Annotated in this window: 18 protein-coding genes and 1 tRNA gene; 8 read left to right on the top strand and 11 right to left on the bottom strand. The window is 68.7% G+C overall.

Translation table 11 applies throughout. The features are described from left to right. Nucleotides 1–26 precede the first annotated feature (26 nt). From NAF06_RS04545 to NAF06_RS04535, 3 genes are all read right to left on the bottom strand, one after another. On the bottom strand, nt 27–185 hold the full coding sequence (locus tag NAF06_RS04545) for a DUF7563 family protein (RefSeq protein ID WP_006629384.1): 159 nt from the start codon (nt 183–185) through the stop codon (nt 27–29). An 82-nt stretch (nt 186–267) separates the two neighbouring features. Beyond that, entirely contained in the window at nt 268–447 is a 180-nt protein-coding gene (locus NAF06_RS04540; RefSeq protein ID WP_049908648.1) for an HVO_0416 family zinc finger protein, read from the bottom strand. Between the two features lie 163 nt (nt 448–610). Further along, entirely contained in the window at nt 611–1153 is a 543-nt protein-coding gene (locus tag NAF06_RS04535) for a CDP-2,3-bis-(O-geranylgeranyl)-sn-glycerol synthase (RefSeq protein ID WP_008582595.1), read from the bottom strand. A 144-nt stretch (nt 1154–1297) separates the two neighbouring features. On the opposite strand from NAF06_RS04535, the gene NAF06_RS04530 reads away from it, so the two are divergent. Then, a complete protein-coding gene (locus tag NAF06_RS04530) occupies nt 1298–2137 on the top strand; it encodes a proline dehydrogenase family protein (protein ID WP_008582593.1) in 840 nt (279 codons plus the stop codon). A 111-nt stretch (nt 2138–2248) separates the two neighbouring features. Next, nucleotides 2249–2962, top strand: a complete 714-nt coding sequence (locus NAF06_RS04525) for a DUF502 domain-containing protein (protein WP_008582590.1) — start codon at nt 2249–2251, stop codon at nt 2960–2962. 63 nt (nt 2963–3025) lie between these two features. Here NAF06_RS04525 and NAF06_RS04520 read toward each other — a convergent pair whose 3' ends face one another. From NAF06_RS04520 to NAF06_RS04510, 3 genes are all read right to left on the bottom strand, one after another. Continuing rightward, the gene (locus NAF06_RS04520; RefSeq protein WP_008582581.1) at nt 3026–3955 is read right to left on the bottom strand and encodes a branched-chain amino acid transaminase; all 930 of its coding nucleotides are present in this window, start codon (nt 3953–3955) and stop codon (nt 3026–3028) included. A 411-nt stretch (nt 3956–4366) separates the two neighbouring features. Then, nucleotides 4367–5107: a 3,4-dihydroxy-2-butanone-4-phosphate synthase gene (ribB, locus tag NAF06_RS04515; protein WP_008582578.1), complete on the bottom strand. Its 741-nt coding sequence runs from the start codon at nt 5105–5107 to the stop codon at nt 4367–4369. Beyond that, nucleotides 5107–5865, bottom strand: coding sequence for a DUF120 domain-containing protein (locus tag NAF06_RS04510; protein WP_008582575.1), 759 nt, complete (start codon nt 5863–5865; stop codon nt 5107–5109). The genes ribB and NAF06_RS04510 overlap by 1 nt, the downstream gene beginning before the upstream one ends. A 258-nt stretch (nt 5866–6123) precedes the next feature. Here NAF06_RS04510 and NAF06_RS04505 point away from each other — a divergent pair. Together NAF06_RS04505 and NAF06_RS15460 are read left to right on the top strand one after the other, a co-directional pair. Further along, a tRNA-Ala gene (locus NAF06_RS04505) sits at nt 6124–6195 on the top strand. A 191-nt stretch (nt 6196–6386) separates the two neighbouring features. Continuing rightward, a complete protein-coding gene (locus NAF06_RS15460) occupies nt 6387–6515 on the top strand; it encodes a hypothetical protein (protein WP_008582574.1) in 129 nt (42 codons plus the stop codon). 72 nt (nt 6516–6587) lie between these two features. Here the strand turns inward: NAF06_RS15460 and NAF06_RS04500 are convergent, their stop codons facing one another. The 4 genes from NAF06_RS04500 to NAF06_RS04485 form a co-directional block, all read right to left on the bottom strand. After that, on the bottom strand, nt 6588–7043 hold the full coding sequence (locus NAF06_RS04500; RefSeq protein ID WP_008582572.1) for a hypothetical protein: 456 nt from the start codon (nt 7041–7043) through the stop codon (nt 6588–6590). 38 nt (nt 7044–7081) lie between these two features. After that, on the bottom strand, nt 7082–8383 hold the full coding sequence (locus NAF06_RS04495; protein WP_008582570.1) for a ribonuclease catalytic domain-containing protein: 1302 nt from the start codon (nt 8381–8383) through the stop codon (nt 7082–7084). A 68-nt stretch (nt 8384–8451) separates the two neighbouring features. Beyond that, complete coding sequence (locus NAF06_RS04490; RefSeq protein ID WP_049908646.1) at nt 8452–9285, bottom strand: GIDE domain-containing protein; 834 nt, start codon at nt 9283–9285, stop codon at nt 8452–8454. 36 nt (nt 9286–9321) lie between these two features. Next, complete coding sequence (locus NAF06_RS04485) at nt 9322–9753, bottom strand: DUF7562 family protein (protein ID WP_049908643.1); 432 nt, start codon at nt 9751–9753, stop codon at nt 9322–9324. An 84-nt stretch (nt 9754–9837) separates the two neighbouring features. On the opposite strand from NAF06_RS04485, the gene NAF06_RS04480 reads away from it, so the two are divergent. The 4 genes from NAF06_RS04480 to NAF06_RS04465 all read left to right on the top strand — a co-directional run bounded on the left by NAF06_RS04480 (nt 9838) and on the right by NAF06_RS04465 (nt 13702). After that, the gene (locus tag NAF06_RS04480) at nt 9838–10317 is read left to right on the top strand and encodes a cation:proton antiporter regulatory subunit (RefSeq protein ID WP_008582567.1); all 480 of its coding nucleotides are present in this window, start codon (nt 9838–9840) and stop codon (nt 10315–10317) included. Next, nucleotides 10314–10466 (top strand): hypothetical protein, encoded by a 153-nt coding sequence (locus tag NAF06_RS04475; RefSeq protein ID WP_160162867.1) that lies wholly within the window; start codon nt 10314–10316, stop codon nt 10464–10466. Before NAF06_RS04480 ends, NAF06_RS04475 begins: the two co-directional genes overlap by 4 nt. Further along, nucleotides 10466–11701, top strand: a complete 1236-nt coding sequence (locus tag NAF06_RS04470; protein WP_008582566.1) for a cation:proton antiporter — start codon at nt 10466–10468, stop codon at nt 11699–11701. Before NAF06_RS04475 ends, NAF06_RS04470 begins: the two co-directional genes overlap by 1 nt. Nucleotides 11702–11845: 144 nt before the next feature. Continuing rightward, nucleotides 11846–13702 (top strand): SLC13 family permease, encoded by a 1857-nt coding sequence (locus tag NAF06_RS04465; RefSeq protein WP_008582565.1) that lies wholly within the window; start codon nt 11846–11848, stop codon nt 13700–13702. Nucleotides 13703–13891: 189 nt separating this feature from the next. Here the strand turns inward: NAF06_RS04465 and NAF06_RS04460 are convergent, their stop codons facing one another. Beyond that, nucleotides 13892–14344, bottom strand: a complete 453-nt coding sequence (locus NAF06_RS04460; RefSeq protein WP_008582564.1) for a DUF302 domain-containing protein — start codon at nt 14342–14344, stop codon at nt 13892–13894. Between the last annotated feature and the right edge of the window lie 20 nt (nt 14345–14364).

Raw genomic sequence — 14364 nt, 5'->3', positions numbered from 1 at the left:
CGGCGCGTCGTCGCGCTCCCGCCGGCTCAGGTGCTCCGCGTCGCGCGCGCTTCGCGGACCTCGGCACCGTCGCGGACCAGGTCCTCGCAGGCCGGGCAGACGCGGGGCCGATCGACCTCGTTCGGGGTGAACACCCGAACGTAATCTGTCGTGACGAACGAACCGCAGTTCTGACAGGTCGGCATGTTCATCACTATCGAGTAATTCCACATAATACTACCGGGGAGTTTGAACGAAAGAAAACGCCGCGGGCCGCCGTCGCGTCAGTCAGTTCGGTCGCCAGTCGCAGACCGAACACCGCGCCGTTCCCTCCTCGTGAAGCGCACCGCACTCCGGACACTGGAGCTTGTTATACGACCGCTCCCAGCGTACGATCTCCGTTTCGTGGCCGCGGTCGGACAGGAACTCGTCGAACACGTCGTCCGAGTCGGGTGCGCCACTAGACATGCGTGCCATGGTATGTCACACCAGTATATATGTCTTTCTCACGTTCTCATCGCCGCGAATTACGTGGACGAACGATCGACTCTCGTCGTCGTTTCGAAAATAGCCCCCGTTTCTGAGTAAATCACGTCTCGAACCGGATTCCGGGCCGTTCGCTACGGCCCGTTCACCACGGCTCGTCCTTCAGCCCGAGCCGGTAGGCCCCGACGTTCGTGACGACGTGGAGGACGGGGGTCATCACGAGGACGACCGCGAGGACGCGGGGCGTGAAGACGGCGACCGCCCAGTCGGTGTCGACCACGAACGCGAGCGCCAGCGCGCCGACGACGAAGTCGAGCTGGTCCAGGCCGGGGAACGCGGCACCGCGCTCGCGGCCGGACCGCCGCTTGAGGAACGAGGCACCGATGTCGCCGCACATCGCGCCGAACGCGAGCGCGAACGCGGCCGGGAGCGCGAACGTCGGGAGGTCGACGCCGACCGCGGCGCTCGCCGGTTCGGCGAGCGCGTTGAGCGCGACCGCGAGGCAGACGCCGACCAGCGTGCCGACGGTGGTCCCCCGCCACGTCTTCCCGTCGCCGAGCAGCCGCGCGCCGCGCCACTCGCGGCCGCCGTCGATGGGGCGACCGCCGCCGGCCAGCACCGCGGCGTTGTTCGGCACGTACGCCGGGAGCATCGCCCAGAACGCGGTCGCGACGAGCGAACCGATCATGTCTCCACGGGCGGCGTCCGGGGTGTTATAAACCCTGGATCCGTCGCGGGCGGCTCGGCCCGGCGCGGTTCCGACGCGCCGCGGCTTGCGGCCACCGCCGCCGACTCGACAAAGGTAAAGTTCGCGCCGTCCGGAATCACTAGCATGATCCCCCCGATCGCTCGGCGGTTCGTCGCCGGCGAGAGCGTTCCGGCGGCCCTCGATCACGCTCGCGCCGCGAACGAGGACGACATCGCGGTCATCCTGAACCTGCTCGGCGAACACTACGACGACCGCGCGGACGCCCGCGCCGACACCGACGCATACCTCGCGCTGCTCGACGACATCGCCGACAGCGGCCTCGACGCCTGCGTCTCGGTGAAGCCGTCACAGATCGGGATGGACGTCTCGGCCGACCTGTTCGAGGAGCACTACCGCGAGATCGTCGCCCGCGCCGACGAACTCGACGCGTTCGTCTGGTGCGACATGGAGGACGCCGACACCACCGACGCCACGCTCGACGCCTTCGAGTCCATCGCCGCGGACTACCCGTGGAGCGTCGGGCAGTGCGTCCAGTCGAACCTGAAACGCACCGCCGACGACCTCGACCGCCTCGTCGACGTGCCCGGCAAGCTCCGGCTGGTGAAGGGCGCGTACGACGAGGGCTCGTCGATCGCCTACACCGACAAGGCGGACGTCGACGCGGCGTACCGCGACGACCTCCGACTCCTCTTCGAGCGCCGCGACCGCGGCGTCGCGGTCGGCAGCCACGACCCCGAGATGATCTCGCTCGCGGACCGTCTCGCGCGCGAACACGGGACGGAGTACGAGGTCCAGATGCTGATGGGCGTCCGCGAGGACGCGCAGCGCGACCTCGCCGCGCAGGGCGTCGACGTGTACCAGTACGCGCCGTACGGCGACAAGTGGCTCTCGTACTTCTACCGGCGGGTCCGCGAGCGCAAGGAGAACCTGACGTTCGCGGCGCGGGCGGTGCTGGGACGGTAGCCGACGGTCCGCGTCTCCGGTCCCGCTCCCCCCGTCTTCGGGGGTGCGCTTCCGCCTCGGCCGCCGCGTGGAAGCCCTCTTAAGGATTGCCCACGCATACCGATCCGATAGATGTCCACGTGGAAACGCGACTTCGCCAGCGGCCTCATCGTGCTGGCCCCGCTCCTCGTTTTACTCCTCGTCCTCCGGTGGATCTACCAGTACATCGCGTCGATCCCGCTCATCGCCGGCCTCCAGCCCAACATCATTCCGGCCCCCTTAGAGCCCGTCTCCCGGGTCGTCATCGCGTTCGCGGTGTTCGCGACCGTCGTGCTCGCGGTCGGGTACTTCATGCGGACGACGCTCGGCCGGTTGGCGGAGTCGGCCGTGGACGACACGATAAACCGGATCCCCGCGCTCCGGGTGGTGTACAACGCGTCGAAGCTCGCCATCGAGACGGCCATCTCCGGCACCGACGAGCTGCAGAGCCCGGTGTACATCGAGACGTGGCCGGGGATCCGGATGACCGCCTTCCGGACCGGGAAGAAGACCCGCGACGGGAAGATCGTCCTGTTCATGCCGACCGCGCCGAACATCACCACCGGCTTCGTCATCGAGGTCGAACCGGAGCGCATCGAGGAGACCGGCGAGACCGTCGAAGAAGGGATGACGCGCGTCCTCTCCGCCGGCTTCGCGGAGTCGGCCCACCAGGTCCCCGTCCACGAGGAGGAACCCCCCGAGGGCGACGGCACCGGTTCCCCCGACGGCTACGGACACGTTCGGACCGACGGGACGCCCGGCGGCGGCGAGTCCGCGACAGACGGGAGCGGGTCGACCGAGAACTGAGAAGCCGTTTCGCGCGGCCGACGCGGCCCGACGGCGACCGCGTCCGCGGTCAGCGGTCCGATTTTAGAGGTACGTGAACCACTCGTCGTGGTCGTCCGTCCGCCGCTCGACGAGATCGAAGAAGGCCTGCTGGAGCTCCTCGGTCACCGGCCCGCGGGTGCCCGCGCCGATCTCGGTGTCGTCGACCGAGCGGATCGGGGTGACCTCCGCGGCGGAGCCGGTGAAGAACAGCTCGTCGGCGGTGTACAGCTGACCCCGAGAGATGACGGCCTCGTCGTGGACCTCGTAGCCGCGCTCCTCCGCGAGGGTGATCACGGTGTCGCGGGTGATCCCTTCGAGGATGGACTGCGCGGGGCCGGTGGTGTAGATCTCCCCGTCGTTCACCATGAAGATGTTCTCGCCCGGCCCCTCCGCGACGTTGCCCTCCTTGTTGAGGACGATCGCCTCGACGTAGCCGTTCCGGCGCGCCTCCTCGCCCGCGAGCATGGAGTTGACGTACAGGCCGGTCGTCTTCACGTTCGTCGGGACCTGCGAGGAGGCGTGCTTCCGCCACGAGGAGACCATCACGTCGACGCCCTCTTCGAGCGCCTCCTCGCCGAGGTACGCGCCCCACGGCCACGCCGCGAGGACGAGGTCGGTCGGGCAGTCCTTCGGCGAGACCCCCAGCGTGTCGTACCCGTAGTAGGCGATCGGCCGGATGTAACAGGACTCAAGATCCTGCCGGTCGAGCAGTTCGAGGGTGGCCTCGGTGATCTCCTCGCGGGAGTGCTCGATGTCCATGTCGTACATCTTCGCGGAGTCGAACAGCCGGTCGAGGTGTTCGTCCCAGCGGAAGACGGCGGGGCCCCGCTCGGTGTCGTAACAGCGGACGCCCTCGAACACGCCGCTCCCGTAGTGAAGCGCGTGGGTGAGGACGTGCGTCGTCGCGTCCTCCCAGTCGAGGAACTCCCCGTTCTTCCAGATCGTGTCGACGTCCATCTCGTCGAATCCCATAGTACGACGTTGCGGTCGGCGGGCTTAAAACTGTAACAACCGGCCGGGGACTGCCGCGAGGGGGCGAGTCAGACTCCGCTGAGGGATCGACGGTGAACACCGCCAAAGCCCCAGCCGCGAGGCCGTCGTACGCTCGCTGCGCTCCTCGGTCGCTCGCTTCACTCGCTCCCTGTGGTGCTTACATCGCCTACGACGGCCTCGCGGCTGCCCCTTTGAGTCCCACCCAGCACCGCACAGCACCTCACGCCTCCCCAGCCTCGTCGCTGGCGGCCGTCGCTCCGCTCTGGCCGCCAGCGACTCCCTCGCACGCACTCCTCGGCCGCGGTGCGGCCTCGGAGGCGCGCGCCGGACCGGCTGGTCAGGGATGATTTCGTGGCGGAAATCGGTCGGCCGCGTGGCGTTTCCCCGCCGTCAGCGCAGCGCCTCGACGAGGGCCGCGCCCTCGACGTAGGGGATGTCGCGCCGGGTCGCGTAGGCCGCGGCGTCCGCGGGCGAGAGCGCGTCGCCGGTCTCGTCGTCGAGCATTTCACAGACCACGGCGGCGGGCGCGGTCCCCACGGCCTCGGCCATCGCGAGGCCGAGTTCGGTGTGGCCGGTCCGCCCGGCGAGACCGTCGCGGTCGCCCCGGAGCACGTGGACGTGGCCGGGCGCGCGGAACTCCGCGGCGAAGTCCTCCGGACCGTAGCCGGTCGGGTCCTCGCTGACCCGGGCGGCCGCCTTCGCCACCTCGACGATGGTCAGCGCGCGGTCCGCGTCGGTGATCCCGGTGAACGTGTCGCGGTGGTTCACCGGCAGCGAGAACGAGGAGCGGTCGTCGTAGTCGGGGTCGTCGTCGACCGCGGGGTGGTCGAGCGCGTCCGCGAGGAACGGCAGGTCGAACGCGTCGCCGACCGCGTCGCTCACGGCCACGCAGATCAGTCCGCCGGCGTCGTTGCGCATGTGCGCGACCGCGGCCTCGTCGACCGCGGCGGCCGGGTAGACGATGTCCGTCTCGCCCTCGCGGTCCGCGAAGTCGTGGACGCAGACGGGGTCGCCGGCGCGGAAGGCGTCGAGCGCGCGCTCGACCCGGTCGGTCTCGCCCGCGGCGTCGGCGGCGTCGGACTCCGCCGCGCCCCCGCTCGCCTCGGGGTCGGCGTCGACGTCGGCCCGCATCAGGCGGCCTCCGTCTCGACCGCGCTCGACTCCGGCTCGTCCGCCCGGCTCGTCGGCTCGACGCGGACCTCCACGCTGTCGCCGTCAGCGAGGTCGAGCGCGTCGCGCAGGCGGTCCGGCGCGATCAGTTCGAGCTGGTCGTCGTCGTGGTGGGTGCGGTCGGGGACGATGGCGTGGACCGCCTCGTAGCGCTCGTCGCCCGCGACGAGGGTGACCCCGTAGCAGGTGGCGGCCCCGTAGGTGCGGTCCTCGCCCTCCCACGCGTCGATGGGGACGGCGTCGATGCCGGCCATCTCGCCGCGGCGGCGGACGCTCTCCTCCGTGAGGTTCACGTTGAGCGTGCCCGGGAACGGGTCGTAGCCGAGTCGCTCGCGGAACTGCTCGGCGTACCCCGGCAGCGTGATGTAGTGGCGTCCCTCGCCCATCCCGCCGGTGATCGCGCCGCGGAGAGCGAGTTCGACGTCCGACTCGAACAGCCGGCGGTAGTCGGCGTACTCCGCCCGGAGCGCGGCCTCGCCCGCGTCCGTCACCCGGACCCACTGCCCGTCGCTGACCACGTCGCGATCGACGTAGCCCGCGGATTCGAGCGTCTGGAGGCGTCGGGAAGCGGTCTGCGTGGAGGCGTCGAGCCGGTCGCCGAGCGCCGCGCACGACACCTTCGTCTCGGAGAGGCCGCCGACGAGCCCGACGTGTTTGAGGGCCGCGAGCGCGGCCGGGTCCACGTCGGTGTCCGCGTCGGTCGCCGTCGCGTCTGACATACCTCACGGTCGGTCGTCCGCGGGCAAAAGGGTAACGAATATGGGATGCGTCTCAGAAGTGTTAATTGGTTCCCGAAACGCCCAGCAACCGCCTGACGTACACGTACTTCCGCCGTACACGTAATCCCGTCGGTGCCGGCCGGCCTCGCGGCGTTTCGGACGGTCTCCCGAACCGGTTCGGTCCACGGGTGAGAGCCACTCTCGCACGGGTCGTCGAAAGGTAAGGTACAAATACGAACAGGGATTGTCTCGTGATGAGGGCTCGTAGATCAGTGGCAGATCGCTTCCTTCGCAAGGAAGAGGCCCGGGGTTCAAATCCCCGCGAGTCCACTTCTTCGCTCACTCCGCTCGATCAGTCGTTCCGTCGTCTCCCGTTCGTTGAGGTTCGCTGGATCCCGGTGAGTCCCCCCGGATCTCCCATTTTCTCACCGAATACCCGTTCTGAACGACTGTAAACGGCGTTTTTCGGGTTCCTCGATAGACCCACGCCGCTTATATATCACGAGTCAGTTGAGCCGAACATGGGCATTTCCGAGTTCCTTGAGGGGCAGAACCTCACGCACCGCCAGATGGGGGCCATCATGGTCGGGTGGATCCTGCTCGTCTCGATCGTCGCCGTCGGCATGCTGCTGTACACCTCCTCGATCTAGTCGGCCCGGCACCCGTCGGCTGACCGGTACCGGTCGGTCGCGCCTCGGGTCCCGCACGCACGGAGCGACCGACTACGCCTCGTCGTCCGCGTCCGCAGTTCCGTCCGCGTGGTCGTCGTTCACGTGTTCGCCGGCCCCGTCTACTTCCTCGCCGCCCGCGTGCTCGTCGGTCTCGTCCGCGTCCCCGCCGCCCGCGCGGTCGTCGCTCTCGGATTCGACCTCGATCGTTATCGGCCCGTCGTCGGCCTCACTCCCTTCGGCCGCCCGGCCGTCGATCTCGTCGCGGCGATCGGCGGCCTCGTCGGCGGCCGCCTCCAGTTCGCTCAGGGCGTAGCCGACCGCGTAGCCGGTCGAGCCGCCGAGGAACGCGCCGATGCTGGCCCCGATCGGTCCGCCCCGGGCACCGAGGACCGCCCCGGTGAAGCCGCCGACCGTCGCCGCGCGCTCGGCGTCGCGCTCGGGGTCGCCGGTCGGTTCGATCGGGTCTGCCGCGCGTCCGTCCGCGTCGTCGTGTTCGTGGGCGTCCATACCAACCTTTGTGGCCACAGCGGCCTATATCCCCCGCCTCACGCCCCGTGTTTCGCTTCTTCGGGGTCTTCGACGACCTCCACGCCGCGGTTGTTGACGGCGTAGGGGTCGAGCCCCTGCTCTTCGAGGAACTGCTTGTAGAGCCGCTCCGCCGTCTCCCCGTCCTTCTGTTTGTCGCTGGCGCGGTCGCAGAGCTCGACGAGGGTCTCGGGCACGTCGTTCTCGTGGACGATCCAGTGGTTGATCGTGTCGGAGAGCCGGCGGATGGGGGAGGTGAAGTGGCCGTAGATGTCGAAGTTGAGCGCGTGGTGGCCGCCGAACGGGTCGTTCATGTACTTCGCGCGGGGCATCACCTTCAGCACGGCGCGCTGGATCTTGTTGAGCTGGCGCTCCGGCGACTCCTCCAAGGCCGCGTTGACCGCCTTCCGCGGGTCGTCGCCCCACGCGTCGCCGGGGATGGAGACGCCGTTCAGCTCCTGGATCTCTTTTAAGGCCTCGTTCCACTGGTCGGGGGTCGGCTGCGGGTGGACGCGGTACATCGCCTCGACGCCGCGGTCCCACATCAGGGTGTGCGTCACCGCCTTGTTCGCCTTCAGCATCGACTCCTCGATGATGGTGTGCGCGCGGTCGCGCCGCGGGTTCAAGACGAGCGAGCCGTCCGCCTTGCGCTGTTCGTGCATGCGGTCGGCCAGCTCGAAGGCGAGCTGGTTCTCCTCGCTGAGCGGGAGATCGGGGTCTTCGAGGCGGTTCTCGCACTCCTTGTAGGTGAGCCGCTCGTCGGAGTTGATGACGGACTTGTAGATGTCGATGTCCTCGAACGAGAGCGTCTCGTCGTCGATCTCCATCTCGACGGTGTGCGCGAGCCGGTCCTCGTTGGGGACGAGCGAGCAGACGGTCTCGGCCAGCACCGGCGGCAGCATGTGGATCGTGTAGTCGGGCAGGTAGACCGTGTTAGCGCGCTCGACCGCCTCCTCCCACATCGCCGTGTCGGGCGTGACGTAGTGGGTCACGTCGGCGATGTGGACCCACAGCCGGTAGGCGTCCTCCTCGCGTTTGATGGAGATGGCGTCGTCGAAGTCCTGCGCGTCGACTGGGTCGGTAGTCCACGTCGTCAGATCGCGGAGGTCCTCGCGCTCGTCGATCTCCGCCTCGATCTCCTCGTAGACGCCCTCGGTCCGCGCCTCGGCCTCCCGGAGCACCTCGCTCGGGAACTCGTCGCGGATCTCGAACTCCTCGAACAGCTCCTGACGCTTCTCCGCGAGTCGGTCCGCCAGCTCCGGCGTGATCGTCACGGGCCCTTGGTCCTCGGCGGACCCGGGCTTCGGCTCGTCGTCTGACATACCTCCACCAACGCGGGTCCGTTAGAAAGGCCTGTCGGGCGGGAGAGACGGGCGTCCTCGCGGCCCGCTCACGCGAGCGCGGCGAGCGCGGGCGACAGCGCCACTCCGGCCACCGCGAGCGCGACCGCGCCGAAGACGACCGGCACCGCCGACCGGCCCATCTGTCGCAGCGCGGTCCGGCGCGCGCCCGCGTCTGAGACCACGAACGGCGAGCCGTCCGCGATCCGCGATTTCACCTCGCCGACGGGCGCGTCCGGGAACGCCGCCGCGTCGCCGACGACGGTCACCTCGTCGCCCGGCCGGAGCACGCGCTGGAGGTACCTGCGACGCGGGTCGTCGCCGATCGTGAGCGGCCCCACCTCGTAGCCGGTCTCCGTGCTCTCGACCTCGTCGACCGTGTCGACGAACTCCCGGACGCGCTCCGGCGGCTCCTCGTCCGCGTCGACCTTGATCTTCGCGTCGACGTCGAAGGAGAACGTCGCGGCGGCGGGGTCGACCCGGACGCCGGTCCCGCCGTCCTCGACCCGGAAGGGGACGCCGGCCTCGCCCCCGTCGATCGTGACCCACGACTGCCCCTTCCCCTGACTGCGGAACTCCGAGACGTCGTAGCCGACGCAGAGGCACGGGTCGCCCCCGAACGGCGACGGGAGCGTCTCGCCGTCGACCGCGGCCGCCCGCCCGGTAATCCGGACCCGACGCTCCGTGCCGTCGAGCCCGCGCGGGTCGGTCGCGGTCGCCCGGAGGATCCGGACCGCGTCGCGGCCGCCGGCCGCCCCGTACGCGAGGGACGCGAGTCCGACGACTAGTGCGGCGGCACCGATAACGGTCGGTACTGGGTCGATCGTGCTCAGCGCGGCCGGCACGTGGCCGGAAGCGGCGGCTACGTCGTGGAGGGCTCTCATACGTACGACCGCGGTACCGGGCCGCGACGGGTAGAACTATCGGTCGGGATCGAATCGGTCGCGGTCGGAGCGGTCGCGGTCGGTGTGGTCGGAGCGGTCGGAGCGGCCGCGGTCGGTGTGGTCGGAGCGGTCGGAGCGGCCGCGGTCGGTGTGGTCCGAGCGGTTCCGCCGATCGCCCGCCTCGGTCGCGTCGTCGTCGCCCGTCACGGCGTCGACGTAGCGGCCGAGGAACTCCTCGGTGGTGAGCCCGTCCGCCTCGATGGAACAGATCAGCGATTCGAGCCCGTCGCGCGGCTGGTGAGAGAGGTCGTCGTCGCAGTCGGCACAGAGGTACTCGAACTCCTTGTCGCGGCGGTTCCACCGGTCGCCCTCCTTGTCGTACTCGCGGGCGTCCTCCCGCAACACCGAGTCCCCGCACGCGATACAGACCACCGTTCGTCGGTCCCGACCCCCGCGGGAGCCCCACATACGCGTCCCCTCGAACCGACCGCACTTAGCGTTTGGTACGCGGCGAACGCACACGACTATTAGGGTCGGGTCGCACCCTCGGGTATGACGATCAGCGAATCCGACCTCCCGGGCGTCGGGAAAAAGTTCACCATCGACCTCGGCGACGAGGAGATGGTCGTGGTGATCCACAACACGGGCAAACGAGAGGTGTTCCGCCGCCGCGACCCGGACGCGGACTCCGAAAAGGTGTTCGCGTTCGACGACGACCTCGCGCGGAAGATCGGGTCGATCATCGAGGGGGCGTACTTCCAGCCGGTCGAGCCGGACACGCAGGAGACCACGCTGCCGGGCGGCATCCTCTTGGAGTGGTACGAGCTCCCGCCGGGCTCCCCGCTCGTCGGCGAGACGCTGGAGAGCGCCGACATCGGGAACCGCACCGGGCTCGCGGTGGTCGCCATCCAGCGCGACGAGGGCGTGATCGACAGCCCCGGGGCCGAGACCACCCTCCGCGAGGGCGACACCCTGATCGGCGTCGGCACGCCCGAGAACTGCGCCGCGTTCGAGGAACTCCTCACCGGATGAGCGGCCGCCCTCACGGGGCCGCCTCGGCTCTCGTCCCCCTCGTCTCCCTCGCCGCCCTCGTCTCCCTCGCCGCCCTCGTCTCCCTCGACGTCCCCGTTGCTCCGCCCGGTCCCACCACCTCCCGCGTCCCGCTCGGAGGTGCCCGGTAGTGGCGCTGCTCGACGTGGGGATCATGTTCGCCGCGGTCGCGGTCGCCGGCATGGTCGCGAACCGACTGGGTCAGTCGGTGATCCCCTTCTACATCCTCACCGGGATGGCGCTCGGCGAGTTCGTCCTCGGGCGCGTCTCGCTGCCCGCGCTCGGGACCGTCTACGTCCCCGAGACGGAGTTCATCTCGCTGGGCGCGGAGCTGGGGATCGTCTTCCTCCTCTTTTTCCTCGGGCTGGAGTTCAACCTCGACCGCCTGATCGCCCGGTGGCATCCGATCGGGACGGCGGGGACGATCGACCTCGCGAACTTCGGCGCGGGGCTCGTGCTCGGCTGGCTCGTCTTCGGCGCGTTCCTCCCGGCGTTTCTGATCGCGGGGATCGTCTACATCTCCTCGTCGGCGGTGATCACGAAATCGCTCATCGACCTCGGCTGGATCGCCAACGACGAGGCCGAGCCGATGCTGGGCACGCTCGTCTACGAGGACCTGTTCATCGCGGTCTACCTCGCGGTCGCGTCCGCCCTGGTGTCGGGCGGCGGCGACGTCGCCGCGGCCGCGACTGACGTCGGGACCGCGATCGGGTTCATTTTCGCGCTGCTCGCGCTGGTCCGGTTCGGAACCCCGGCGTTCGATCGGCTGGTCGCGACGGACAACAAGGAGTTCGTCGCGCTGCGGTCGATCGCGACGGTTGTGTTGGTCGCCGGCGTCTCGCTCGCGCTCGGCGTCAGCGAGGCGGTCGCGGCCTTCTTCGTCGGGATGGCGTTCTCGTCGACCGACTACGCCCACGAGATCGAGACGCTGTTGGAGCCGGTCCGCGACACCTTCGCGGCGGTGTTCTTCTTCTGGATCGGACTCGTCACCGACCCGTCGCTGTTCGGGGACGTCGCGGCGCTCGTCGCGCTCGCGGTGGTCGTGACGACGCCGACGAAGCTGGTAACCGGGTACCTCGCCGGGCGCGCGTTCGACCTCGACGCCCGCCGGTCGACCCGGGTCGCGCTCGGGATGACCACCCGCGGGGAGTTCTCGCTGATCATCGCCACGGTCGCGGTCACCGGCGCGAACGCGGGGACGTTCGACCCGGCGCTGGTGGGGACGATCAACGCCTTCGCGGTCGGCTACGTCCTCGTGATGGCGGTGCTTGGGACGACGCTGATGGGGTACTCCGCGCCGTTCGAGTCGCTCGTGACCTCGTGGCTGGACCCGACCGACAGCAGCGACGCCGGAGCGGCGAGGTAGCCCGGCGGCGCAGCGGTCGCTCCGAATTTGCGGCCGTTTACAACATACTGAGCGACGGGAACGCCACCGAAGCCTCAGCGACTCGGCTGTACGTCGCTGTTCACGTCTATGAAGGACTATATGTCGGCTTCACTATCGGATGGCATGGCTCTCCTCGGACTGACGACGCCAGCGCTGCTCGTCTTCGGACTCATCGGCGTCGCGCTGGCACTGTTCGTCTCTGAGGTCATCCCCAACGACGTGACTGCGATCGGAGTCATCGTGGCCCTCGCCTCGATCGAGCCGTTGTTGGGAATTGATATCGGGATCACCCCGCGGAACGCGATCTCCGGATTCTCCAACCCCGCGACGATCACTATCGTCGGAATGTACATGTTGAGTGCTGGCATCCAACAGACCGGTCTGGTTCAGCGGTTGGGTGTCTACCTCGCAGACCTGACACAAGGCAGCGAGTTCCGCGCTCTCGCGGCGACGGTCGGGACTACCGGACCGATCGCTGGGTTCATCAACAACACCCCGGTGGTCGCCGTGTTCATCCCGATGATCTCGGATCTCGCCGAACAGAGCAACATCTCGCCGTCGAAACTCCTGTTGCCGCTGTCGTATGCCGCCATCCTCGGCGGGACGCTGACGCTGATCGGCACGTCGACGAACCTGCTCGCGAGCGACTCCGCCCGCCTGCTCATCGACGGCCGGAGCGGCATCGGGATGTTCGAATTCGCTCCCCTCGGAGTGGTAATCCTCGTCGTGGGCCTCGCGTACTTGCTGACGATCGGGCGGCGACTCGTCCCCGCGCGGATTCCCGTCGGTGCCGATCTCGTCGAGGAGTTCGACCTCGAGGACCACCTCGCGCGGGTCGAAATCAGCGACGACTCGCCGTTGGTCGGAACGGCCGTTGCCGAATTAGATTCGGATGAAACCGGGGTGACGATCCTCCAACTGCGCCGCGACGGCGAGGTCTACCCCGCACCGTACACCGACATCCCAATCGAAGCGGGAGACGCGCTGATCGTCAACGGGACGATACAGGCGATCAACCAGTTCCGGGAGGCGAACGGCCTCCGGAACCGTACCCCCGAGGAGATCACAGAAACGACCTTCGAAGACCCGCCGACTGACTTCGCGCTCGTGAAGGCCGTCGTCGGAGAGAACTCGAAATACGTCGGTGAGACGATCGCCGAGGCCAGAATCGAGGAGTTCCAGCGGACGACCGTCTTGGCGATCCGCCGTGAGGGCACTCTCATCCGGACGGAGTTAGACGAGGTGACGCTACAGGTCGGCGACCTGCTGTTGGCCCGGATGCCCGTGGAGTCGATCGAGTACTTCAACGAGACGGGCGACCTCTACGTCGCGGACGAGCGCGCCTACGACCGACTGGTCGAGGCCGACGTCGAGGAGGCCGCACCGCTGTCGCCGCGGACGCCGATCGCCGTCGCGATCATGGCCGGCGTCATCGCCGCGGCGTCGCTCGACGTCGTTCCCATCGTGATCGCGGCCTTCGCGGGGGTGTTCGGGATGGTCGTCACGGGGTGTCTCAGTTCCGCCGACGCCTATGACGCGGTGTCTTGGAACGTCATCTTCCTGCTCGCGGGCGTGATCCCGTTGGGACAGGCGATGGAATCGACCGGCGGGGCCGCGGTCATCGCTGAAGCGCTCGTTTCGGCCGAGGCGGTGCTCCCGCTGATCGGTGTGCTGCTGCTCACGTCGCTGCTGACGGGGCTTATGGCGAACGTCATCACGCCGGTGGCGACGGTCGTCCTGATGATCCCGGTGGCTGTCGACGCCGCCCAGCAGCTCGGGGCCGACCAGTTCTCGTTCTTGCTGATCGTGATGTTCGCCTCGGCCACGTCGTTCATGACGCCCATCGGCTACCAGACGAACCTGATGGTGTACGGTCCCGGCGGCTACCGGTTCAGCGACTTTCTGAAGGTCGGGGCACCGCTACAGGTACTGCTTGCGGTCGTCACCACGGTCGGTGTGGCGGCCATCTGGGGGCTGTAGCTCGGTCGAAACATCGGTCACGACGGCACGAGAACGCCAGCGGGTGCGGCTCCCTATTCAAATTCAATACAAGTACACACGACCACCGGCGTCCGTCCCCGAACACACCCGACGACACACCGGAACACGAGCGAGAGTCGGACGACCGCGGACGGACCGACCGGCCTGCGCCGGGCAGCGGGTCGCGACCTACGCGCCGTCGTCCAGTTCCGCGAACACGGCGTCGACCATCTCGCCGGTGTCGTCGATGATCGCGTCCATCTCGTCGTCGTCGACGGGGAGCCCGAGCAGGCGCGCGATCTTCATGATCGAGACGTGGTACACCTCCTGCGTGCCGGGTTCGACCTCGCGGACGATCATGTTACAGGGGAACAGCCCGCCGATCCGCCCGTCGGTGGCGTCGAGCGCGCGGTCCGCCATCCGGGGGTTACACGCGCCGAGGACGTAGTACGGGTCGCGGTCGGCGTCCACCTTCTCGTTGAGCAGTTCGGAGGGGGAGAACTCCACGGGCACGCCGAACCCGGCGTCGGTACACACCTCGCGGACGCGCTCTATCGCCGACTCGTGGTCGGTTTGGAGCGTCGTCTTGGTCTCGCCGTACTCCTCGGGGTCCAGCTCGTGCGGATCGAACGGAATCGCCATGCTTCGACTCCGTGTCGCCC

Source organism: Halorubrum hochsteinianum (genome assembly GCF_023702125.1).
Classification (GTDB): domain Archaea; phylum Halobacteriota; class Halobacteria; order Halobacteriales; family Haloferacaceae; genus Halorubrum; species Halorubrum hochsteinianum.
This window is presented reverse-complemented; position numbering and strand designations above follow the sequence as displayed.

Excerpts from the sequence above, each read along its gene's own strand:
- NAF06_RS04545 (WP_006629384.1), bottom strand. The coding sequence starts at position 185 with ATGCCGACCTGTCAGAACTGCGGTTCGTTCGTCACGACAGATTACGTT.
- NAF06_RS04540 (WP_049908648.1), bottom strand. The coding sequence starts at position 447 with ATGTCTAGTGGCGCACCCGACTCGGACGACGTGTTCGACGAGTTCCTG.
- NAF06_RS04535 (WP_008582595.1), bottom strand. The coding sequence starts at position 1,153 with ATGATCGGTTCGCTCGTCGCGACCGCGTTCTGGGCGATGCTCCCGGCG.
- NAF06_RS04530 (WP_008582593.1), top strand. The coding sequence starts at position 1,298 with ATGATCCCCCCGATCGCTCGGCGGTTCGTCGCCGGCGAGAGCGTTCCG.
- NAF06_RS04525 (WP_008582590.1), top strand. The coding sequence starts at position 2,249 with ATGTCCACGTGGAAACGCGACTTCGCCAGCGGCCTCATCGTGCTGGCC.
- NAF06_RS04520 (WP_008582581.1), bottom strand. The coding sequence starts at position 3,955 with ATGGGATTCGACGAGATGGACGTCGACACGATCTGGAAGAACGGGGAG.
- ribB (WP_008582578.1), bottom strand. The coding sequence starts at position 5,107 with ATGCGGGCCGACGTCGACGCCGACCCCGAGGCGAGCGGGGGCGCGGCG.
- NAF06_RS04510 (WP_008582575.1), bottom strand. The coding sequence starts at position 5,865 with ATGTCAGACGCGACGGCGACCGACGCGGACACCGACGTGGACCCGGCC.
- NAF06_RS15460 (WP_008582574.1), top strand. The coding sequence starts at position 6,387 with ATGGGCATTTCCGAGTTCCTTGAGGGGCAGAACCTCACGCACCGCCAG.
- NAF06_RS04500 (WP_008582572.1), bottom strand. The coding sequence starts at position 7,043 with ATGGACGCCCACGAACACGACGACGCGGACGGACGCGCGGCAGACCCG.
- NAF06_RS04495 (WP_008582570.1), bottom strand. The coding sequence starts at position 8,383 with ATGTCAGACGACGAGCCGAAGCCCGGGTCCGCCGAGGACCAAGGGCCC.
- NAF06_RS04490 (WP_049908646.1), bottom strand. The coding sequence starts at position 9,285 with ATGAGAGCCCTCCACGACGTAGCCGCCGCTTCCGGCCACGTGCCGGCC.
- NAF06_RS04485 (WP_049908643.1), bottom strand. The coding sequence starts at position 9,753 with ATGTGGGGCTCCCGCGGGGGTCGGGACCGACGAACGGTGGTCTGTATC.
- NAF06_RS04480 (WP_008582567.1), top strand. The coding sequence starts at position 9,838 with ATGACGATCAGCGAATCCGACCTCCCGGGCGTCGGGAAAAAGTTCACC.
- NAF06_RS04475 (WP_160162867.1), top strand. The coding sequence starts at position 10,314 with ATGAGCGGCCGCCCTCACGGGGCCGCCTCGGCTCTCGTCCCCCTCGTC.
- NAF06_RS04465 (WP_008582565.1), top strand. The coding sequence starts at position 11,846 with ATGGCTCTCCTCGGACTGACGACGCCAGCGCTGCTCGTCTTCGGACTC.
- NAF06_RS04460 (WP_008582564.1), bottom strand. The coding sequence starts at position 14,344 with ATGGCGATTCCGTTCGATCCGCACGAGCTGGACCCCGAGGAGTACGGC.